Consider the following 19,757-nt stretch of genomic DNA (forward strand, 5'->3'; position numbering starts at 1 on the left):
AACAAGTCAACGTTTATTGATGAACTGCGTTCATCAATTCTCCATAGAAAGGAGGTGATCCAGCCGCACCTTCCGATACGGCTACCTTGTTACGACTTCACCCCAATCATCTGTCCCACCTTAGGCGGCTGGCTCCATAAAGGTTACCCCACCGACTTCGGGTGTTACAAACTCTCGTGGTGTGACGGGCGGTGTGTACAAGGCCCGGGAACGTATTCACCGCGGCATGCTGATCCGCGATTACTAGCGATTCCAGCTTCATGTAGGCGAGTTGCAGCCTACAATCCGAACTGAGAACGGTTTTATGAGATTAGCTCCACCTCGCGGTCTTGCAGCTCTTTGTACCGTCCATTGTAGCACGTGTGTAGCCCAGGTCATAAGGGGCATGATGATTTGACGTCATCCCCACCTTCCTCCGGTTTGTCACCGGCAGTCACCTTAGAGTGCCCAACTTAATGATGGCAACTAAGATCAAGGGTTGCGCTCGTTGCGGGACTTAACCCAACATCTCACGACACGAGCTGACGACAACCATGCACCACCTGTCACTCTGCTCCCGAAGGAGAAGCTCTATCTCTAGAGTTTTCAGAGGATGTCAAGACCTGGTAAGGTTCTTCGCGTTGCTTCGAATTAAACCACATGCTCCACCGCTTGTGCGGGCCCCCGTCAATTCCTTTGAGTTTCAGCCTTGCGGCCGTACTCCCCAGGCGGAGTGCTTAATGCGTTAACTTCAGCACTAAAGGGCGGAAACCCTCTAACACTTAGCACTCATCGTTTACGGCGTGGACTACCAGGGTATCTAATCCTGTTTGCTCCCCACGCTTTCGCGCCTCAGTGTCAGTTACAGACCAGAAAGTCGCCTTCGCCACTGGTGTTCCTCCATATCTCTACGCATTTCACCGCTACACATGGAATTCCACTTTCCTCTTCTGCACTCAAGTCTCCCAGTTTCCAATGACCCTCCACGGTTGAGCCGTGGGCTTTCACATCAGACTTAAGAAACCACCTGCGCGCGCTTTACGCCCAATAATTCCGGATAACGCTTGCCACCTACGTATTACCGCGGCTGCTGGCACGTAGTTAGCCGTGGCTTTCTGGTTAGGTACCGTCAAGGTGCCAGCTTATTCAACTAGCACTTGTTCTTCCCTAACAACAGAGTTTTACGACCCGAAAGCCTTCATCACTCACGCGGCGTTGCTCCGTCAGACTTTCGTCCATTGCGGAAGATTCCCTACTGCTGCCTCCCGTAGGAGTCTGGGCCGTGTCTCAGTCCCAGTGTGGCCGATCACCCTCTCAGGTCGGCTACGCATCGTTGCCTTGGTGAGCCGTTACCTCACCAACTAGCTAATGCGACGCGGGTCCATCCATAAGTGACAGCCGAAGCCGCCTTTCAATTTCGAACTATGCAGTTCAAAATATTATCCGGTATTAGCCCCGGTTTCCCGGAGTTATCCCAGTCTTATGGGTAGGTTACCCACGTGTTACTCACCCGTCCGCCGCTAACTTCATAAGAGCAAGCTCTTAATCCATTCGCTCGACTTGCATGTATTAGGCACGCCGCCAGCGTTCATCCTGAGCCAGGATCAAACTCTCCAATAAAGTTAGTTTGTCTAGCATCTAAAAATAAAAATTGACGTTCACGTTGTTTGTTTCGTTCAGTTTTCAAAGAACTACTCGGTCGCTCATTTGCGACTTCCTTATGTTAACATCTTCATTTTTCGATGTCAACTAAGTTTTTCAATTTCTTTTTTGTCGTTTTCTGCGTTTCTGCATCAGCGACGTTTATTAATTTATCATATACTTACTCTTAACGTCAATACTTTTTAATAAAAAATTCTTTTTCTTACATAACGAATACATTCTTCCCTATTAGCAACTCTCCGAAATAAACAAAAAATGATTTTATACCTTTCTTCCATCGCCTTTTTTACAATGCTATGTATACGCTCATCTTCAAAATCAAATAAAAGTTCCTCTAATTCTCTCTTCAGTATGTATTCCATTTCTTTTTTCTCTTCCTTCGTCAACATAATCCCAAGCAAATTATCACCCCAATAACTCCTTACGTGTACCGATAAACACCGCACTCATTTTCAATTATCAATAATGTATCATCAAAAAACAAAATTCTATCACTCATTATATCCATCACTTACGATGTTAATCCCTTGTTCTCTTTTTTAAATTTAAAGCATATATGTAACTGAAAAGGATTGGACAAAGGGGCGTAATATTATGTTTTTCTTTTTTATTACGAGTAAAAGGACATTTAAACACATTAGCTTAATAGTCGTACTTTCCTTATTTACAGCATGGCTACTCTTTTTAAAAACATATTCACATGAATCTGCTTTTTCAACTGCTACCGGCCCTAAAGTGATTTACAAAGGGGACACTGCAAAAAAACAAGTTGCATTCACGTTTGACATTAGTTGGGGAGACCAAAAAGCTATTCCAATCCTTAATACACTCAAAGAAAGAGAAATTAAGAATGCAACCTTCTTTCTCTCTGCTGCATGGGCTGAAAGACACCCTGATATTGTCGAACGCATCATGAAAGATGGACATGAGATTGGTAGTATGGGTTATAATTACACGTCCTACACTTCACTAGAAGCAAATGAAATACGACGAGATCTTTTACGGGCACAAGATGTTTTTACAAAACTTGGCGTAAAACAAGTCAAGCTATTACGTCCACCTAGTGGCGACTTTAACAAAACGACTCTTAAAATAGCGGAATCACTCGGATACACCATCGTTCATTGGAGTAACAATTCAAATGACTGGAAAAATCCCGGCGTAAATAAAATCGTTTCCACAGTCTCTAGCAATTTAAAGGGTGGCGATATTGTCTTATTACATGCTTCTGATTCTGCCCTTCAAACAAATAAGGCTTTACCATTACTCTTACAAAAATTAAAGAGCGACGGATATGAACAAACATCTGTATCACAACTTATTTCCAACACAAGTACAAAAAGCGAAGATATTAAGTAGTTCCTTTCCACACGGTTCTTCACACATAAAAAGCTCTGCTATCTTTCGTTAAGATAGCAGAGCTTTTTTTATCCTAGTGTTTACAGACGATAAGAATCTGGTTAATTAAAAACCCATTCTCTTCTCATTAAACTGACTTACTCTTTTGTCCAATTAAACGATGCAATACAAGTACCTGATATGCATTACATAATAGAAGTGGTATCACCATTAAATATAACCAATCTGTATCATTAATCCGGAGTGCTGGTACCCATTCAAGAATTGTTACAACAACCATAAAGAACAGAGCGGGAACAAATGCTTTTTTATTCGTTTCTTTACTCTTTATGTAAGCGACAATTGCCCCAAACACAAATAACATCCCAGCAACAAGTATGTTATTCCCTAATGAAACTTCTCCATTTGCAATAAGTACTGACCTTAAATAAACGAAATCAAATAATACGAACGCAATAAAGAACAGTTGCACTGCATTCCATAAAGAAGATGACCGGAACATCCCTAATCCAAAACGATGGATCGTTAAATACGCAAAGAACCCCATTTGACTTATAACACTAAAAATAAATCCTACGCCCATCAACCAGAAAGAAACTGCTAGAATCTCCTTTTCGTCGAAATTTTGAAAAAACTTAGCGTATTTGTCCCACTCTAAAACAAAACCAATAAAGACCGTGCTAATCCCACCAAGAAACAACGTCGTAAAAAATAGTCGTACCCACTTGCGGCTATTCACAACACATCCCCCATTATTCTTATATTTCTAATTAAATTGTATCAATGACAATTTCAAAAAGCTAGCCATGTTAATGTATAAATTCCTTAAAGAGATTTATATTAAAAAAAGAGAACTTTGCTGAAAGGAGCTCCAACTTATGAAACGGATGCTGCTCGTTTTGATTTCTTCTTTTCTATTTATAGCACTAGTGGCATGTGCACAAGAAAAAGAAGCAAAATCCGAACTTGATTATGATCAAACAAAAAAAATGATTGTTGATATTTTAAAAACCGACCAAGGAAAAAAGGCGATCCAAGATGTATTAACTGATGAAAAAATGAAACAAGCCCTCATACTAGATGAAACAGTAGTAAAGAAAACGATTGAAGATGCGATGGTATCTGAAAAAGGGCAACAATTCTGGGAAAAGCTCTTTAAAGACCCTGAGTTCTCATCGAAATTTGCTAAAAGCATGGGAAAAGAACAAACGAACTTAATGAAAACTTTACTAAAAGATCCTGAATACCAATCAGGTGTTATAGAGATTATGAAAAATCCTGAAGTAGAGAAAATTATGTTACAAACAATGAAGAGTAAAGAATATCGTCAATATTTACAGCAAGTACTAACCGAAACTGCCGAAAGTCCACTCTTCCAAGCTAAGATGATTGACATCATTAGTAAAGGTGTACAAAAAGCTGAAAAAGGTGGGTCTGATAAGAAAGGCGCAGGTGGTTCTCAAGATGGGAACAAAGAACAACAATAAAAATTATAGTAATGAGCGGACAATGTATATATTGTCCACTCATTATTACTTTATTTTTGTGTAACAGCTGTTTTATCAATAACTGTCTCAGCTATCGTACGATAAATAAGACCCGTTGTATGTGTATCTTCATATACTGACGGCGCAAAGTCCTCTTTATTCCAATCAGGTTGTTGAAGTGGAATTCGGCCAAGTACATCCGTTTGGAGTTCCGTAGCTAATTTATCTCCTCCACCTCTTCCAAACACATACTCTTTTTCACCAGTTGCTTTACTTTCAAAATACGCCATATTTTCAACAACACCAAGAATACTATGTTCTGTACGTAAGGCCATGGCTCCAGCGCGCGCTGCTACAAATGCCGCTGTTGGATGCGGCGTTGTTACAATAATCTCTTTACAAGCCGGCAACATCGAATGCACATCTAAAGCAACATCACCCGTACCTGGTGGTAGATCCAATACTAAGTAATCTAAATCACCCCATTCTACTTCTGTGAAAAAGTGATTTAACATTTTCCCAAGCATCGGTCCTCTCCAAATAACAGGTGCGTTATCTTCTACAAAGAATCCCATTGAGATTACTTTCACGCCTAGACGCTCCACTGGTATTATCTTATCACCTCTTACGATTGGGCGTTTTTCTATACCCATCATATCCGGTACACTAAAACCATAAATATCCGCATCAATGATACCAACCTTTTTTCCTAAACGAGCTAAAGCAATTGCAAGGTTAACTGAAACAGTCGATTTCCCTACTCCACCTTTTCCACTTGCTACTGCTAAAAATGTTGTATTTGAGTTCGTTGATAATAAGGATTCACTTTTCTCTTCCTCTTGCGGTGGTGCAAACTGAGCTAATTCCTCTTCTGTAAATTCTGCAAAACGAAGTCCAACTGTTGTTGCTCCAAGTTCTTTTACTAACTTTACAATTCCAGACTGCAACTGCATTTGTTCCGCTGTACCTGTCTTTACAATTGCAATTTTAACACTTACATGTTCCTTCTCAGGCTTGACTGTTACCTCTTTAATTGCATTTGTTTCTTTTAACGTTTTATGTATAAACGGATCTACAATCCCTTCCAAAGCTTCCACTACCTGCTCTTTTGTTACCATAATTAGCCCAGCCCCCTGTATGAAAAATAACGTAATGTTAATTAAATTTATCTCTCTTTATTTTTGAAATAAATGCGTTTACATTTCCAGTATAACATATTTTCGGAAAACTTCGTTAACGAGAGAAACTCGAAAAATCCTCCTTATTCTGGAGGATTTCCTTTTTCCGTAAAATAACGTAATATACCACGATATATTGCAGCCGCTACTTTTTGCTGGTATTTCTCCGAATTTAACATATATCTTTCATTCACATTCGATAAAAAGCCAGCCTCAATTAAAGCACCTGGTTTTTTGGCATACTTCAATAAATACACGTGAGGAATTGTTTTAGCAGAACGATTCGTATTTTCTAAGCTTGTTCTCAATTCAGCTTGTATAAATTTCGCAGCCCGTTCATTTTCAATCGAAGAACGGTAGTAGAACGTTTGTGCGCCCTTAGACCCACTACTAGTTAGGGCATTTAAATGAATACTCGCAAAAAAGTCTACATCAGGCTTATTAATGATATCCACACGCTTTTTTAAATCCTCTGCTTTACGTCTACTATATGACTTTGTATCTTTATTAGCTAAATCATAATCTCCTTCACGCGTTAAAATGACTAAAGCACCTTGTTCTTGTAAATAATCTTGTACCTTTTTTGTAATCTCAAGCGTAATATCTTTTTCTACAATATCCTTTCCACCAACAGCCCCTCCGTCTGGCCCACCATGCCCAGCATCTAGTACAATCACTTTCCCTGATAAGGGTAAATTCCAAGCTCGCCACGATTTTGTAATTTGAAATTCTTGTTTAACTAAAAAAAACAAAACAACCGCAGCGAGCGCAAAAGAGATAATTCGAATTCTCTTCATACCTTTCCTCCTCCAGCTAGTCCCTCTAATTACTTATATGGGACAAGAGGAAAGTTTATGCTTGTCTTAGTGTAGCTTTAATCGATATCTTCTTTCGCCTTTTTCATACCCTTCCTGCCACCACAAGCCGATAAACTGCTGACAAGATTCAAAAAGCAATTCCTCGTCTTGCAACTTAATTTCACGTATAGTCATACTCGTTAAAAATTGAAATAACGTTTCAGTTAATTGTTGTTCTTCTTCTAAAGCCCTATATTTCACATCAAAGAATGATTCACCATGATAACCAAATTTACTGTATCTCGCTCCTAATAAATAAGATTCTATCCCTAGTTCAATACAATAATCTTCATACTGACGATGAAGTTCTTGCATCTGAAAGGCATCACGAATATTTGAACGCAATGTTTTTAATGATAATTCTCGCAGCATCTTCCGCTCGTATTTTAACTGCTTTTCTTTTTGTTTTTCTTGTAAGCTGACAATGACATTCATAGTACTTATAAACCTCCCTAATACGTATTAGTCTAAGCTTCTAAAGAAGAAGCATACGCGAGGCGGTAGCACTAAAATATTCCAAGCTACAAAAATTACAAAAGAAGAATTAAACATAAAAAAACCCCAACCAAAATGGTTGGGGTTTGAAGTTCGCAAAAATTAACGTTTTGAGAACTGAGGTGCACGACGTGCGCCTTTAAGACCGTATTTTTTACGCTCTTTCATACGTGCGTCACGAGTTAATAGACCTGCACGTTTTAGTGTTAGACGGTATTCTGGATCAGCTTTTAATAAAGCGCGAGAAATACCGTGACGAATAGCACCAGCTTGACCAGTGTATCCACCACCATTTACGTTTACAAGTACATCGTAGTTACCTAAAGTTTCTGTTGCAACTAGAGGTTGTTTCACTACTTCACGTAATGCAGCAAATGGGATATATTTTTCAAAATCACGACCGTTAATGATAACGCGTCCTTCGCCTGGAACTAGGCGTACGCGCGCTACTGAACTCTTACGACGTCCAGTGCCATAGTATTGAACCTGTGCCAAAGTAAGCCCTCCTTTAATTAATTATCCGCGAAGTTCGTAAACTTCTGGTTGTTGTGCTTGGTGTGGATGCTCTGCTCCAGCATACACGTTTAATTTCTTAGACACTTGACGTCCTAAACGTCCTTTTGGAAGCATGCCTTTAATTGCAAGCTCTAACATTTGTACAGGGTAGTTTGTACGCATTTCTAGAGCTGTTCTTTGCTTAAGTCCACCTGGGTGGTTAGTGTGACGGTAGTAAATTTTATCGTTTAATTTATTACCTGTTAAATGAATTTTCTCAGCGTTAATAATAATTACATGATCACCCGTGTCAACGTGTGGTGTAAATGTAGGTTTGTGTTTACCACGTAAAATGGATGCTACTTCAGTAGATAGGCGACCTAAAGTTTGACCTTCAGCATCAACCACATACCATTTACGCTCAACTTCGTTAGCTTTTGCCATAAAAGTCGTACGCATGTGTTTCCCTCCTCGTTATCTTTTCCATAGAAAAAATCTATTGTTTATCTTAAACACGATTTCCTTCCGGGGCTAATCGTGGTTTTAGAAACAATACCATATGTTATGATATACTGTTGAGTTTCTAATGTCAAGCAAATGTTACACCAGGATTAGTTGTTATAGTTTACCTGCCATAAGTAAAGTCCATGACCTGGAGCCATCTTTCCAGCAAACTGGCGATTTTGTTTCGCTAAAATCTCTGGAATACTATCAGGATCAAGCCTTCCTTGGCCTACGCTAAGTAACGTACCAACAATAATTCTGACCATATTATATAAAAATCCATTACCTACAAAGCGAAAAATTAATTCATCGTCTTGCTCAATTAATTCGATTTCATAAATTGTTCGCACTTTATCTTTTTTGTCAGTTTTTGCCGAACAAAAAGAAGTAAAGTCATGCGTTCCAATAAAATAAGGAATCGCTTTTCTTATAGAGTTTATTTCGAGCGGATATGGATATTGATATACGTAATTTCTACGGAATACATCCGCAGGCTTTGATAATAATACACGATAGCGATATTCTTTTTTCTCGACACCGTAACGTGCATGAAATTCTTCTGTTTTCTTCTCTACTTGCCTGATAATAATATCATCCGGCAACATTGTATTTAAAGCATTACTCCATTGCCACTCTTCAAGAGACAAAGGTGTATCAAAGTGTATCACTTGTCCTTTGGCGTGAACGGTAGAATCCGTTCTGCCTGATGCCTGCACACGAACAAGTTCTCCTTTATGCAACTTCTGCAATGCTTTCTCTATTTCTTGTTGAACAGTACGATGCTGTGGTTGAATTTGGTAACCACAAAAATGAATGCCATCATATGCAACTGTACATTTTATTCTTTCCATTTCTCTATTCTCCATTACGACCGCACCCATGCTAAAATACAAGCTAAACAAAGTAAGCTTACAATTGTTACTGTATCACTTATTTTCCAGCGTAGTTGCCTAAATTTAGTACGTCCTTCGCCACTTTTATATCCACGAGATTCCATCGCAATCGCTAAGTCCTCTGCACGCTTAAAAGCACTGATAAATAATGGAACGAGTAGTGAGATAATAGCTTTCATCCTATCTTTTATCGGTCCCCCAGCAAAATCAATACCACGTGACGCCTGCGCTTTCATGATTTTACTCGTTTCATCCATTAATGTGGGGATAAATCGAAGAGAAATTGACATCATTAATGCGATTTCATGAACAGGAACTTTCATACGCTTCAACGGCTTTAATAACGTCTCTAAACCATCTGTAATCTCAATTGGTGTCGTTGTTAACGTTAATAATGTCGTCATTAAAATAATAACGAAAAATCGTATAGAAATGTAGATTCCTTGCTCTAATCCTTTTTCATGTATCGAAAACCAACCAAGCTGGAATAGTACTTCCCCTTCTTTATTTGTAAAAATATGCAGGAAAAATGTAAAAAGAAAAATCCATAAAATTGGTTTTAAGCCCGAAAGTACATAACGAATCGGCACTTTTGCAAAAAATAAAGCAATGAGTGCATATAAGAATAAAAACCCATATGAAATCGCATTATTTGCTAAGAAAACAACAAATACATATAAAAAGACAATCAACAGCTTCGTACGAGGATCAAGTTGATGAACGAGTGACTGACCTGGAATATATCTCCCAATAATCAACTGCTGCATGATTCATGACCACCTTTTCGTAACACCTGTACAACTTCATGAGTAAGATCCTCTAAAGATAAGGTAGCCTTCGAAATTGAAATACCAAACTTCTCTTCAATTGCACGTTTATACTTTAAAGACATTGGAAGATCCACACCGATTTGTTCTAATTCATCAGCATATGAAAATACTTCCTCTGCTCTTCCTTGCAAAAAGACCGTTCCTTTATGCATGACCACTATTTGATCTGCATACTTAGCGGCATCCTCCATATTATGGGTAACAAGAATGACTGTAAGCCCCTGTTCCTTATGCAAATTGTAAAACATCTCCATGAGCTCGTGCTGTCCTTTCGGATCAAGCCCTGCTGTAGGTTCATCTAATACAAGCACTTCGGGTTCCATCGCAAGTACGCCTGCTATTGCAACACGCCTCATTTGCCCACCACTTAATTCAAACGGAGAACGTGCTAATAACTCTATGTCCAATCCAACAAGCTGGATTGCATCTTTCGCCTTTTGTTTTGCCTCTTCTTCAGATACACCAAAATTAGTAGGTCCAAAACAAATGTCCTTTTCAACTGTTTCTTCAAATAGTTGATGTTCTGGAAACTGAAAGACAACCCCTACTTTTTTTCGTAGCGGCTTAAGTTTCTTCTCTTTCTTCCCTGCTGAAATTAAATGTTCACCAATTTGAACCGTACCATTTGTCGGCTGCAATAAACCATTTAAATGTTGAATCATCGTCGACTTACCTGAACCAGTATGACCGATAATGGCATAATAGCCCCCACTTGGAAACGACACGTCTACATCATAAAGTGCGCGTCTTTCAAATGGAGTTTTATATTGATAACGATGTTCTACTTTTTGGAATGTAATCTCCAAAGTTCGTTCACCAAGCTTTCCATTGTAAGATGCGTATTTTGCAAGTGAATTTCATTTTTTTTTAATAATTCTGCTATTTTCACCGAAAAAGGTACATCTAATCCAATCTCTTGGAGCATATGAGAGGATTTGAAAATTTTCTCTGGAGTACCTTCCTCTAATATTTCTCCTTTGTTCAAAATAATAATACGGTCTGACTGTGCCGCTTCTTCTAAATCGTGCGTAATCGATAACACCGTAATACCCTTTTGATTAACAAGTTGTCTGACCGTTTCTACTACTTCACGTCTCCCCTGAGGGTCTAACATTGAAGTTGCTTCATCTAGTATTAAAATAGATGGCTGAAGTGCTAGAACACCTGCTATTGCGACTCGCTGCTTTTGTCCACCAGATAACGAATGGGGCTCTTCATTTAAAAAATCTTCCATACGGACAAGTTGCAGAGCTTGTTCTAGTCTTTCTATCATCTGCTCCCTTGGCATTCCGATGTTCTCTAGGCCGAATACAACATCATCTTGTACTGTCGTTCCAACAAATTGATTATCTGGATTTTGAAATACCATCCCAATTTGCTTTCGAACATCCCATACTGTTTCCTCTGATAAAATCATTGTATCATTTAAAGTAATTGTCCCTGATTCCGGTAAAAATAAGCCATTCAATAATTTTGCAAGTGTAGACTTCCCTGAACCATTTTGTCCAATAACAGATACCCATTCTCCTTCATATAAGGAAAACGAAACATCTTTTAATGCATAAGAGGCTGCCCCAGGATATTGAAATGATATATTTTCTGTCCGAAGTTTCTCTTTTTTCAATACAAGGCACCCTTTCTTTCGCCAAGTTAGCCCGTTTTTCTATATTTAAAAAAAAAGGGCCATGACCAGTTACTTGAAAAGAACTGTCTTGCCCTTTTAATTATCATTATACTAGCTCGATAATTACCATTGGTGCTGCGTCTCCGCGACGTGGACCAATTTTTGCAATACGAGTGTATCCGCCTTGGCGCTCAGCATAGCGTGGAGCTACATCAGCGAATAATTTTTGAAGTGCATCTTGACCAGTCTCAGCGTTAGCAACCTCATTACGGATGAAAGCTGCTGCTTGACGACGAGCATGAAGATCTCCGCGTTTACCTAAAGTGATCATTTTTTCCACTACAGAACGAAGTTCTTTTGCACGAGTTTCTGTCGTTTGAATGCGCTCGTTGATAATTAAATCAGTAGTTAAATCACGTAACATAGCTTTACGTTGCGCACTTGTACGGCCTAATTTTCTGTATGCCATTCGTAGTTCCCTCCTTTGTTGATGGGTTTAAATCCTCAGTCGTCTTTACGTAAACCTAAACCTAATTCCTCAAGTTTATGTTTAACTTCTTCTAAGGATTTACGTCCTAAGTTACGAACTTTCATCATATCTTCTTCTGTTTTGTTCGCAAGCTCTTGTACAGTATTAATTCCTGCACGTTTTAGGCAATTATAAGAACGAACAGAAAGATCTAGTTCTTCGATAGTCATCTCTAGAACTTTTTCTTTTTGATCTTCTTCCTTCTCGACCATAATCTCAGCATTTTGTGCTTCGTCAGTTAAACCAACAAAGATATTTAAATGCTCAGTTAAGATTTTGGCACCTAAAGAGATAGCTTCTTTTGGCCCGATGCTTCCATCCGTCCATACATCAAGCGTAAGCTTATCATAATTAGCCACTTGTCCGACACGTGTCTTTTCCACTTGGTAAGTCACACGTGATACTGGAGTATAAATAGAATCAATAGGAATTACTCCTATTGGTTGATCTTCGCTTTTATTTGCAACAGCTGGCGTATACCCACGGCCACGCTTTGCAGTTAAACGCATGCGGAAATGCGCATTTTTTGCTAACGTTGCAATGTGTAAATCTGGATTTAAGATTTCAACATCACTATCGTGAGTAATATCAGCAGCTGTGACAATACCTTCGCCCTGTACATCGATTTCCAACGTCTTCTCTTCTTCAGAGTAGATTTTAAGAGCTAACTTTTTCAAGTTTAAGATCATCGTCGTAACGTCCTCTACTACGCCCTCAATTGTTGAAAATTCGTGTAAAACGCCATCGATTTGGATAGCAGTTACAGCGGCACCAGGGAGTGAGGATAAAAGAATACGACGTAAGGAGTTACCCAAAGTAGTACCATATCCACGCTCAAGCGGTTCAATCACGAATTTGCCATACTTAGCATCTTCGTTAAGTTCAACCGTTTCGATTTTCGGTTTTTCGATTTCAATCATTAACTAAACCCTCCTTCAAAACGTCGAAACCCCGGTTAAACAAAGGAAGAACCTCTGTTTAACCGAAAGTCCCCCTTAGGCAGTTCCCGATTGTGCACAACAAGCGATGTTTCTGTACGAAATTTCTCGATAATGCATCATATCCATTATAGACAAAAGGGAAAATTCTATACAGAAAAATTACACACGACGACGTTTTGGTGGACGACATCCATTATGAGGAACTGGAGTAACATCTCTAATTGCTGTTACTTCTAGACCTGCCGCTTGAAGAGCACGAATTGCAGCTTCACGACCAGCACCAGGACCTTTAACAGTAACCTCTAAAGTTTTTAAACCATGCTCCATTGCAACTTTAGAAGCAGCTTCAGCAGCCATTTGCGCAGCGAATGGAGTAGATTTACGAGATCCACGGAAACCAAGTGCACCAGCACTAGACCAAGAAAGTGCGTTACCGTGAGTATCTGTAAGTGTTACGATTGTGTTGTTGAAAGTAGAACGAATATGAGCTATACCAGCTTCAATATTCTTTTTCACACGTTTTTTACGAGTGTTTGTTTTACGTGCCATTGTTAGTTCAACCTCCTTTACTTATTATTTCTTTTTATTTGCTACTGTACGACGTGGACCTTTACGTGTACGAGCATTGTTTTTAGAGTTTTGACCACGAACTGGTAAACCACGACGGTGACGAAGACCACGGTAAGAACCGATCTCCATTAGACGTTTAATGTTAAGAGATACTTCACGACGAAGGTCTCCCTCAACTTTAATACGATCGATGATATCACGGATACGTCCTAATTCATCTTCCGATAAATCACGAACTCGTGCTTCCGAAGAAATACCAGCTTCTGTAATGATTTTTTCAGCAGTTGGGCGACCAATGCCGAATACGTAAGTTAAAGAAATAACAACGCGCTTGTCACGAGGAATATCTACACCTGCGATACGTGCCATTCTGAATGCACCTCCTTCTGATTAACCTTGTTTTTGTTTATGTTTAGGGTTTTCACAAATAACCATTACTTTTCCACGTCTACGAATAACTTTACATTTTTCGCAGATTGGTTTAACTGACGGTCTTACTTTCATGTCTCGAACCTCCTTAAAGATTACGGAGTGCTATATTATTTAAAACGGTACGTAATACGACCACGATTTAAATCGTACGGAGATAATTCTACCGTAACTTTGTCTCCTGGTAAAATACGAATGAAGTTCATACGGATTTTACCAGAAACGTGAGCCAATACGACATGCCCATTCTCTAATTCTACTTTGAACATAGCATTTGGCAACGTTTCAAGAACGGTACCTTCGACTTCAATTACATCATCTTTAGCCATTCAATAGTTCTCCCTTCTTCAAATCAGTAACATTTTACACTGCTCTGAAATCCCGGAGAGCCAGCTACTTATAAAGTGGTAAGGATTTCGTATCCTGCTTCTGTAAGAGCAATCGTGTGCTCAAAGTGGGCACACCATTTACCATCTACCGTTACCACTGTCCAGTCATCAGATAGTGTTTTTACATATCGTCTTCCTTGATTCACCATCGGCTCAACACAGATGACCATTCCCGGCTTTAATCTAGGGCCTCTATTTGGTGGACCATAGTGCGGGATTTGAGGGTCCTCATGTAAGTCTTGCCCGATTCCGTGACCAACATACTCCCTAACAATCGAGAATCCATTCTCTTCAGCATGGGTTTGAACCGCATGTGAGATATTTGATAATCTTTCGCCTGGTTTTACTTGTTCTAGACCAAGATACAACGATTTTTCTGTGACATCAAGTAACTTTTGAACAGATTCAGAAATGTTTCCAACTGGATACGTCCATGCAGAATCTCCATGGTACCCATTGTATTTCGCACCAATATCGATACTGATGATATCGCCCTCTTCGAGCTTACGCTTCCCTGGAATCCCGTGTACAAGCTCTTCATTTACAGAAGCACATATGCTCCCCGGAAATCCGTTATATCCTTTAAAAGATGGCGTAGCACCATATTTTCGAATCGTCTTTTCCGCTATTTGATTGAGCTCTTTCGTTGTAATTCCTGGAGTAATATGTTGTTTCAACTCTTGATGAGTTAAAGCAACGATCCTGCCAGCTTCTCGCATGATTTCTATCTCGCGAGGAGTTTTGCAGATGATCATTACGCTAAGCACCCGATGAGAACATCGATATCAGCAAATACTTTATTGATATCTTGCTCACCATTAATGCTTTCTAAGTAACCAAGCTCCCCGTAGAAATCAAGCAAAGGTTTTGTTTGCTTAATATTTACATCTAAACGATTTGCTACAGTTTCCTCGTTGTCATCAGAGCGTTGATATAATTCGCCACCACATTTATCGCACACATCAGCTTTTGCTGGCGGATTGAATTCTAAGTGGTAAGTCGCACCGCACTCTTTACAAATGCGACGACCTGTAAGGCGTGTTAATAACAACCCTGAATCCACATTAATGTTTAAAACATAATCGATTTTTTTGCCAAGATCTTTCATAATCTCTTCAAGAGCTGATGCTTGTGCAACAGTTCGTGGGAAACCATCTAATAAGAATCCTTTAATACAGTCTTCTTGACTTAAACGTTCACGAACAATTCCGATTGTAACTTCATCTGGAACAAGCGCACCTTTATCAATAAAAGATTTTGCTTGTAAACCAAGTTCAGTTTCAGCCTTCATAGCTGCACGGAACATATCTCCCGTTGAGATGTGAGGGATGTTATACTTGGCAACAATCTGTTCGGCTTGTGTACCTTTACCAGCACCAGGAAGCCCCATTAAAATTAAGTTCATCCTTGTTCCCCCTCAGTACATGAGCATGTAGGGAAGATAATTCTTCCCACTTACTCACTGCTTGATAAACCCTTTGTAATGGCGTTTTACTAATTGGCTTTCTAGCTGCTTCATTGTTTCTAAAGCAACGCCGACAACGATTAACATACTCGTTCCACCAATCTGTGCAGATGGAGGAAGATTTCCCAATTTCGTAAAGATAACTGGTAAGATTGCAATCGCTGCTAGGAAAATTGATCCCACAAAGGTCAAACGATACAAGATTTTTGTTAGATATTGTTCTGTATTCTTACCCGGACGAATACCTGGAACATATCCACCTTGCTTGTTTAGATTCTCTGACATTTGCTCTGGATTAACCTGAACAAATGCATAGAAGTATGTGAAGGCCACAATGAGCGCAACATATATGATCATTCCCACTGGGTGAGAATAGTTAAAGTTTGCAATAATCCACTGCGATACATCATGTTTCGGGAAGAACTGTGCAATAGTTGGAGGCGTAATTAAGAATGAAACAGCAAAAATGACTGGAATAACACCCGCACTATTTACCTTAAGTGGTAAATGAGTGTTTTGTGCTCCAGCATGATTCCCATTCCCTCCTGTTACACGCTTCGCGTATTGAATTGGGATCTTTCTAACAGCCTGTTGAATGAAAATAACACCAACAATAACTGCTAGCACAGCTAGTAAAATCAATGCAACTTTAACGATACTCATGAACAATTGATCTCCGATATTTTGAAACTGTTGTTGATACACTTGAGATATAACACTTGGGATCGCCGCGGCAATACCACCAAAGATAAGGATGGAAATACCATTACCTACACCTTTAGATGTAATCTGCTCACCTAACCACATTAAAAATGCAGTACCAGCAGTCAGTACCGTAGCAATGTATAAATAAGTGCTCCAACCTGGATTCAAAATTAATTGCCCACCTACCATACCGTTAAAACCGATTGACATACCAAACCCCTGAATAAACGCAAGAACAATTGTAAAGTAACGCGTGAATTGCGTTAGTTTACGACGGCCCATTTCGCCTTGCTTCGACCATTCCGAAAATTTAGGAACAACATCCATCTGCAATAATTGCACGATGATGGATGCTGTAATATACGGCATGATTCCCATCGCGAAGATGGAGAAGTTCTTCAAGGCGCCACCGCCAAATGTATTTAGGATACCTAAGGCATTTAATTGATCTTGTGCTTTCAGTACGTCTCCATTTGTAAATGGCACTGGGATAAACGTGCCAATCCTGAATACGACTAACATCGCTAAAGTGAATAATATTTTACGTCTTATCTCAGCAACGCGCATAAAGTTGGAGATTGTACGAAACATTAGATCACCTCAACTGATCCGCCAGCTGCTTCAATTGCTTCTTTAGCACTTGAAGAGAACTTGTGCGCTTTAACAGTTAATTTTTTCTCTACTGCTCCGCTTGCAAGAATTTTAACACCGTCGTTTAACTTGCTGATAACGCCAGTTTCCAGCAATAATTCAGGTGTTACTTCTGTACCATCTTCAAAACGATTTAACGTTGATAAGTTTACAATAGTAAACTCTTTACGGTTAATGTTTGTGAAGCCGCGTTTTGGTAAACGACGGAATAGTGGAGTTTGACCACCTTCGAAGCCAAGACGAACACCGCCGCCAGAACGTGCGTTTTGTCCTTTATGACCTCTACCAGCAGTTTTACCGTTACCAGAACCGATACCACGGCCCACACGGTTACGTACTTTACGAGAACCTTCTGCAGGTTTTAATTCATGAAGTTTCATTCCCAGGCACCTCCTTATATTAATGAGTTATCCTTAAGCTTCTTTTACAGTTATAAGGTGAGAAACTTTGTTGATCATACCAAGAATAGCAGGAGTTTCTTCCTTAACTACAGTTGAATTCAACTTTTTAAGACCTAAAGCTTCTACCGTCGCACGTTGATCTTGTGGACGACCAATTACACTACGAGTGAGGGTAATTTCTAACTTTTTCGCCATTTGTTTTCCCTCCTTAACCTAGTAGCTCTTCTACAGATTTACCGCGTAATTTTGCAACATCTTCAGCGCGCTTAAGTTCGCTTAATCCGTTCACAGTAGCGCGAATCATGTTGATTGGTGTGTTAGTACCAAGAGATTTCGAAAGAATATCTTGTACACCAGCTAATTCTAGTACCGCACGAACAGGTCCACCAGCAATAACACCAGTACCTTCAGCAGCAGGTTTTAAGAATACTTCACCAGCTCCAAAATGACCGTTGATTGTATGTGGAATTGTTGTACCAACTAATGGTACTGCGATTAGGTTTTTCTTAGCGTCTTCGATAGCTTTACGGATTGCGTCTGGTACCTCTTGTGCTTTACCAGTACCGAATCCAACATGACCGTTTTTATCGCCAACTACAACTAGTGCAGCAAAGCGGAAACGACGACCACCCTTAACAACTTTCGCGACACGATTTATCGTAACTACACGTTCTTCAAGTTCTAATTTACTTGGGTCAATGCGTTGCATCAATTTTCCCTCCTTTGACCATTAAAATTGTAATCCAGCCTCACGAGCAGCTTCAGCTAGAGCTTTAACACGGCCATGGTATAAGTAACCACCGCGATCAAATACTACTTCTTTAACGCCTTTCTCTACAGCACGCTTAGCAACTGATTCTCCAACTTTCGTAGCAGCTTCAGTATTGCTAGTACCGTTAAGAGCAAGGTCTTTATCAAGAGTAGATGCACTTACTAATGTTACACCATTTACATCATCAATAACTTGAGCGTAAATATGTTGGTTAGAACGGTACACGTTTAAACGTGGACGTTCTGCAGTACCAGTAAGTTTAGCACGTACACGTGCATGTCTTTTCTTACGAGTCGCATTTTTAGCAGCTTTAGTGATCATTCTTGTCACTCCTTTCTTTCACCTAACGGGTTTACTTAGCAGTTTTACCTTCTTTACGACGAACAACTTCGCCTTCGTAACGAATACCTTTACCTTTATATGGTTCAGGAGCACGTACAGCACGGATGTTAGCAGCAAATTCGCCAACACGTTGCTTGTCGATACCTTTAATTACGATTTTAGTTGGTACAGGTACTTCAACTTCAAGTCCTGCTTCTGGAGTCATTTCTACTGGATGAGAATAACCTACGCTTAAAACAAGTTTATCACCTTGTTTTTGAGCACGGTAACCAACACCGACTAATTCAAGTCCGCGTGCAAAACCTGTAGTTACACCTTCAACCATGTTTCCGATTAAAGCACGAGTTGTACCGTGTAATGCACGGTGTTCCTTCTGATCAGATGGACGCTCAACTGTTAGTGTATTTTCTTCAATTTTGATAGACATATTAGTTTTGAAAGTACGAGTTAATTCACCTTTAGGGCCTTTTACTGTTACAGTATTGTCTTCTGCAACTGTAATAGTAACACCTGCAGGGATTTCAAGAATCTTTTTACCAATACGAGACATGTGGTCACACCTCCGTTCGTTTTAAATATATATTACCAAACGTATGCTACTACTTCTCCACCAGTTTGTAATTGACGAGCGTCTTTGTCTGTCATTACTCCCTTAGATGTAGAAACAAGAGCGATACCTAATCCGTTAAGTACACGAGGTACTTCATCAGCTTTTGCGTAAACGCGTAAGCCAGGTTTACTGATACGTTTTAATCCAGTGATTACACGTTCATTGTTTGCACCATATTTCAGGAAAATACGAAGGATACCTTGTTTGTTATCCCCGATGTATTCTACATCACGAATGAAACCTTCACGTTTTAAAAGATCAGCGATCTCTTTTTTGATTTTAGAAGCAGGAACCTCTAATTTCTCATGACGTACCATGTTCGCATTACGGATGCGAGTAAGCATGTCTGCAATTGGATCTGTCATCACCATGTGTTTTACCTCCTTCCCATTTGTGGGTTTTACCAACTAGCTTTTTTAACACCAGGAATTTGACCTTTATATGCAAGTTCACGGAAACAAATACGACAAAGCTTAAATTTGCGGTATACAGAATGCGGACGACCGCAGCGTTCGCAACGTGTATACTCTTGTACTTTAAACTTAGGAGTACGCTTTTGTTTCGCGATCATAGATTTTTTAGCCACGTTT

Annotated in this window: 29 protein-coding genes and 1 rRNA gene; 2 read left to right on the forward strand and 28 right to left on the reverse strand. The window is 39.6% G+C overall.

Going from position 1 to position 19,757, the window contains the following annotated elements; all coding sequences use genetic code 11:
• Positions 1–47: 47 nt before the first annotated feature.
• A 16S ribosomal RNA gene (locus tag MKX77_RS23215) occupies positions 48–1,599 on the reverse strand.
• A gap of 224 nt (positions 1,600–1,823) precedes the next feature.
• Positions 1,824–2,042, reverse strand: a complete 219-nt coding sequence (locus MKX77_RS23220; protein WP_033710542.1) for a hypothetical protein — start codon at positions 2,040–2,042, stop codon at positions 1,824–1,826.
• A 193-nt stretch (positions 2,043–2,235) separates the two neighbouring features.
• On the opposite strand from MKX77_RS23220, the gene pdaB reads away from it, so the two are divergent.
• Positions 2,236–3,000, forward strand: coding sequence for a polysaccharide deacetylase family sporulation protein PdaB (pdaB, locus tag MKX77_RS23225; protein WP_002063440.1), 765 nt, complete (start codon positions 2,236–2,238; stop codon positions 2,998–3,000).
• A 127-nt stretch (positions 3,001–3,127) separates the two neighbouring features.
• Here pdaB and kbaA read toward each other — a convergent pair whose 3' ends face one another.
• Positions 3,128–3,739, reverse strand: coding sequence for a KinB signaling pathway activation protein KbaA (gene kbaA / locus MKX77_RS23230; RefSeq protein WP_341307897.1), 612 nt, complete (start codon positions 3,737–3,739; stop codon positions 3,128–3,130).
• 139 nt (positions 3,740–3,878) lie between these two features.
• Between kbaA and gerD the strand changes: the two genes are divergently transcribed.
• Positions 3,879–4,487, forward strand: coding sequence for a spore germination lipoprotein GerD (gene gerD, locus MKX77_RS23235; protein WP_193648745.1), 609 nt, complete (start codon positions 3,879–3,881; stop codon positions 4,485–4,487).
• A gap of 50 nt (positions 4,488–4,537) precedes the next feature.
• Here the strand turns inward: gerD and MKX77_RS23240 are convergent, their stop codons facing one another.
• The 25 genes from MKX77_RS23240 to rpsN all read right to left on the reverse strand — a co-directional run bounded on the left by MKX77_RS23240 (position 4,538) and on the right by rpsN (position 19,753).
• On the reverse strand, positions 4,538–5,605 hold the full coding sequence (locus tag MKX77_RS23240; protein ID WP_341307898.1) for an Mrp/NBP35 family ATP-binding protein: 1,068 nt from the start codon (positions 5,603–5,605) through the stop codon (positions 4,538–4,540).
• A gap of 143 nt (positions 5,606–5,748) precedes the next feature.
• Positions 5,749–6,462, reverse strand: a complete 714-nt coding sequence (gene cwlD, locus MKX77_RS23245) for an N-acetylmuramoyl-L-alanine amidase CwlD (RefSeq protein ID WP_002091549.1) — start codon at positions 6,460–6,462, stop codon at positions 5,749–5,751.
• 66 nt (positions 6,463–6,528) lie between these two features.
• The gene (locus MKX77_RS23250; RefSeq protein ID WP_002113330.1) at positions 6,529–6,957 is read right to left on the reverse strand and encodes a DUF2521 family protein; all 429 of its coding nucleotides are present in this window, start codon (positions 6,955–6,957) and stop codon (positions 6,529–6,531) included.
• Positions 6,958–7,119: 162 nt separating this feature from the next.
• Complete coding sequence (rpsI, locus tag MKX77_RS23255) at positions 7,120–7,512, reverse strand: 30S ribosomal protein S9 (RefSeq protein ID WP_002091548.1); 393 nt, start codon at positions 7,510–7,512, stop codon at positions 7,120–7,122.
• A 21-nt stretch (positions 7,513–7,533) separates the two neighbouring features.
• Entirely contained in the window at positions 7,534–7,971 is a 438-nt protein-coding gene (rplM, locus tag MKX77_RS23260) for a 50S ribosomal protein L13 (RefSeq protein ID WP_002029337.1), read from the reverse strand.
• Positions 7,972–8,123: 152 nt separating this feature from the next.
• Positions 8,124–8,867, reverse strand: coding sequence for a tRNA pseudouridine(38-40) synthase TruA (gene truA, locus MKX77_RS23265; protein WP_002091547.1), 744 nt, complete (start codon positions 8,865–8,867; stop codon positions 8,124–8,126).
• 14 nt (positions 8,868–8,881) lie between these two features.
• Positions 8,882–9,676, reverse strand: a complete 795-nt coding sequence (locus tag MKX77_RS23270; protein ID WP_341307899.1) for an energy-coupling factor transporter transmembrane component T family protein — start codon at positions 9,674–9,676, stop codon at positions 8,882–8,884.
• On the reverse strand, positions 9,664–10,545 hold the full coding sequence (locus tag MKX77_RS23275) for an energy-coupling factor ABC transporter ATP-binding protein (RefSeq protein ID WP_002124690.1): 882 nt from the start codon (positions 10,543–10,545) through the stop codon (positions 9,664–9,666). The genes MKX77_RS23270 and MKX77_RS23275 overlap by 13 nt, the downstream gene beginning before the upstream one ends.
• Positions 10,521–11,363, reverse strand: a complete 843-nt coding sequence (locus MKX77_RS23280) for an energy-coupling factor ABC transporter ATP-binding protein (protein WP_215554967.1) — start codon at positions 11,361–11,363, stop codon at positions 10,521–10,523. Before MKX77_RS23280 ends, MKX77_RS23275 begins: the two co-directional genes overlap by 25 nt.
• A 106-nt stretch (positions 11,364–11,469) precedes the next feature.
• Entirely contained in the window at positions 11,470–11,832 is a 363-nt protein-coding gene (rplQ, locus tag MKX77_RS23285; protein ID WP_002091542.1) for a 50S ribosomal protein L17, read from the reverse strand.
• Positions 11,833–11,867: 35 nt separating this feature from the next.
• A complete protein-coding gene (locus MKX77_RS23290) occupies positions 11,868–12,812 on the reverse strand; it encodes a DNA-directed RNA polymerase subunit alpha (RefSeq protein ID WP_215554966.1) in 945 nt (314 codons plus the stop codon).
• Positions 12,813–12,992: 180 nt separating this feature from the next.
• Positions 12,993–13,382, reverse strand: a complete 390-nt coding sequence (gene rpsK, locus MKX77_RS23295) for a 30S ribosomal protein S11 (protein WP_002009745.1) — start codon at positions 13,380–13,382, stop codon at positions 12,993–12,995.
• 24 nt (positions 13,383–13,406) lie between these two features.
• On the reverse strand, positions 13,407–13,772 hold the full coding sequence (gene rpsM / locus MKX77_RS23300; RefSeq protein ID WP_002091539.1) for a 30S ribosomal protein S13: 366 nt from the start codon (positions 13,770–13,772) through the stop codon (positions 13,407–13,409).
• A 21-nt stretch (positions 13,773–13,793) separates the two neighbouring features.
• On the reverse strand, positions 13,794–13,907 hold the full coding sequence (rpmJ, locus tag MKX77_RS23305; protein WP_000868344.1) for a 50S ribosomal protein L36: 114 nt from the start codon (positions 13,905–13,907) through the stop codon (positions 13,794–13,796).
• A gap of 35 nt (positions 13,908–13,942) precedes the next feature.
• Positions 13,943–14,161, reverse strand: a complete 219-nt coding sequence (gene infA / locus MKX77_RS23310) for a translation initiation factor IF-1 (protein ID WP_001029884.1) — start codon at positions 14,159–14,161, stop codon at positions 13,943–13,945.
• A gap of 68 nt (positions 14,162–14,229) precedes the next feature.
• A complete protein-coding gene (gene map / locus MKX77_RS23315) occupies positions 14,230–14,976 on the reverse strand; it encodes a type I methionyl aminopeptidase (protein ID WP_002091537.1) in 747 nt (248 codons plus the stop codon).
• Entirely contained in the window at positions 14,976–15,626 is a 651-nt protein-coding gene (locus tag MKX77_RS23320) for an adenylate kinase (protein ID WP_002091536.1), read from the reverse strand. Before MKX77_RS23320 ends, map begins: the two co-directional genes overlap by 1 nt.
• Positions 15,627–15,680: 54 nt before the next feature.
• Positions 15,681–16,982, reverse strand: a complete 1,302-nt coding sequence (gene secY, locus MKX77_RS23325) for a preprotein translocase subunit SecY (RefSeq protein ID WP_002091534.1) — start codon at positions 16,980–16,982, stop codon at positions 15,681–15,683.
• Complete coding sequence (gene rplO, locus MKX77_RS23330) at positions 16,982–17,422, reverse strand: 50S ribosomal protein L15 (protein WP_002009754.1); 441 nt, start codon at positions 17,420–17,422, stop codon at positions 16,982–16,984. The genes secY and rplO overlap by 1 nt, the downstream gene beginning before the upstream one ends.
• Before the next feature lie 33 nt (positions 17,423–17,455).
• Positions 17,456–17,638 (reverse strand): 50S ribosomal protein L30, encoded by a 183-nt coding sequence (gene rpmD / locus MKX77_RS23335; protein WP_001085231.1) that lies wholly within the window; start codon positions 17,636–17,638, stop codon positions 17,456–17,458.
• Between the two features lie 13 nt (positions 17,639–17,651).
• Entirely contained in the window at positions 17,652–18,152 is a 501-nt protein-coding gene (rpsE, locus tag MKX77_RS23340) for a 30S ribosomal protein S5 (RefSeq protein ID WP_002063426.1), read from the reverse strand.
• Between the two features lie 21 nt (positions 18,153–18,173).
• A complete protein-coding gene (gene rplR / locus MKX77_RS23345; RefSeq protein WP_002009761.1) occupies positions 18,174–18,536 on the reverse strand; it encodes a 50S ribosomal protein L18 in 363 nt (120 codons plus the stop codon).
• Between the two features lie 31 nt (positions 18,537–18,567).
• On the reverse strand, positions 18,568–19,107 hold the full coding sequence (rplF, locus tag MKX77_RS23350) for a 50S ribosomal protein L6 (RefSeq protein WP_002091531.1): 540 nt from the start codon (positions 19,105–19,107) through the stop codon (positions 18,568–18,570).
• A gap of 32 nt (positions 19,108–19,139) precedes the next feature.
• Entirely contained in the window at positions 19,140–19,538 is a 399-nt protein-coding gene (gene rpsH / locus MKX77_RS23355; protein WP_002091529.1) for a 30S ribosomal protein S8, read from the reverse strand.
• 29 nt (positions 19,539–19,567) lie between these two features.
• Positions 19,568–19,753, reverse strand: coding sequence for a 30S ribosomal protein S14 (rpsN, locus tag MKX77_RS23360; RefSeq protein ID WP_001085700.1), 186 nt, complete (start codon positions 19,751–19,753; stop codon positions 19,568–19,570).
• Positions 19,754–19,757 lie beyond the last annotated feature (4 nt).

Origin of the sequence: Bacillus sp. FSL R9-9410 (assembly GCF_038050385.1) — a bacterium.
Taxonomy (GTDB): Bacteria; Bacillota; Bacilli; order Bacillales; family Bacillaceae_G; genus Bacillus_A; species Bacillus_A cereus_U.

Excerpts from the sequence above, each read along its gene's own strand:
- pdaB (WP_002063440.1), top strand. The coding sequence starts at position 2,236 with ATGTTTTTCTTTTTTATTACGAGTAAAAGGACATTTAAACACATTAGC.
- gerD (WP_193648745.1), top strand. The coding sequence starts at position 3,879 with ATGAAACGGATGCTGCTCGTTTTGATTTCTTCTTTTCTATTTATAGCA.
- MKX77_RS23240 (WP_341307898.1), bottom strand. The coding sequence starts at position 5,605 with ATGGTAACAAAAGAGCAGGTAGTGGAAGCTTTGGAAGGGATTGTAGAT.
- cwlD (WP_002091549.1), bottom strand. The coding sequence starts at position 6,462 with ATGAAGAGAATTCGAATTATCTCTTTTGCGCTCGCTGCGGTTGTTTTG.
- MKX77_RS23250 (WP_002113330.1), bottom strand. The coding sequence starts at position 6,957 with ATGAATGTCATTGTCAGCTTACAAGAAAAACAAAAAGAAAAGCAGTTA.
- rplM (WP_002029337.1), bottom strand. The coding sequence starts at position 7,971 with ATGCGTACGACTTTTATGGCAAAAGCTAACGAAGTTGAGCGTAAATGG.
- truA (WP_002091547.1), bottom strand. The coding sequence starts at position 8,867 with ATGGAAAGAATAAAATGTACAGTTGCATATGATGGCATTCATTTTTGT.
- MKX77_RS23270 (WP_341307899.1), bottom strand. The coding sequence starts at position 9,676 with ATGCAGCAGTTGATTATTGGGAGATATATTCCAGGTCAGTCACTCGTT.
- rplQ (WP_002091542.1), bottom strand. The coding sequence starts at position 11,832 with ATGGCATACAGAAAATTAGGCCGTACAAGTGCGCAACGTAAAGCTATG.
- MKX77_RS23290 (WP_215554966.1), bottom strand. The coding sequence starts at position 12,812 with ATGATTGAAATCGAAAAACCGAAAATCGAAACGGTTGAACTTAACGAA.
- rpsK (WP_002009745.1), bottom strand. The coding sequence starts at position 13,382 with ATGGCACGTAAAACAAACACTCGTAAAAAACGTGTGAAAAAGAATATT.
- rpsM (WP_002091539.1), bottom strand. The coding sequence starts at position 13,772 with ATGGCACGTATCGCAGGTGTAGATATTCCTCGTGACAAGCGCGTTGTT.
- rpmJ (WP_000868344.1), bottom strand. The coding sequence starts at position 13,907 with ATGAAAGTAAGACCGTCAGTTAAACCAATCTGCGAAAAATGTAAAGTT.
- infA (WP_001029884.1), bottom strand. The coding sequence starts at position 14,161 with ATGGCTAAAGATGATGTAATTGAAGTCGAAGGTACCGTTCTTGAAACG.
- map (WP_002091537.1), bottom strand. The coding sequence starts at position 14,976 with ATGATCATCTGCAAAACTCCTCGCGAGATAGAAATCATGCGAGAAGCT.
- MKX77_RS23320 (WP_002091536.1), bottom strand. The coding sequence starts at position 15,626 with ATGAACTTAATTTTAATGGGGCTTCCTGGTGCTGGTAAAGGTACACAA.
- secY (WP_002091534.1), bottom strand. The coding sequence starts at position 16,982 with ATGTTTCGTACAATCTCCAACTTTATGCGCGTTGCTGAGATAAGACGT.
- rplO (WP_002009754.1), bottom strand. The coding sequence starts at position 17,422 with ATGAAACTTCATGAATTAAAACCTGCAGAAGGTTCTCGTAAAGTACGT.
- rpmD (WP_001085231.1), bottom strand. The coding sequence starts at position 17,638 with ATGGCGAAAAAGTTAGAAATTACCCTCACTCGTAGTGTAATTGGTCGT.
- rpsE (WP_002063426.1), bottom strand. The coding sequence starts at position 18,152 with ATGCAACGCATTGACCCAAGTAAATTAGAACTTGAAGAACGTGTAGTT.
- rplR (WP_002009761.1), bottom strand. The coding sequence starts at position 18,536 with ATGATCACTAAAGCTGCTAAAAATGCGACTCGTAAGAAAAGACATGCA.
- rplF (WP_002091531.1), bottom strand. The coding sequence starts at position 19,107 with ATGTCTCGTATTGGTAAAAAGATTCTTGAAATCCCTGCAGGTGTTACT.
- rpsH (WP_002091529.1), bottom strand. The coding sequence starts at position 19,538 with ATGGTGATGACAGATCCAATTGCAGACATGCTTACTCGCATCCGTAAT.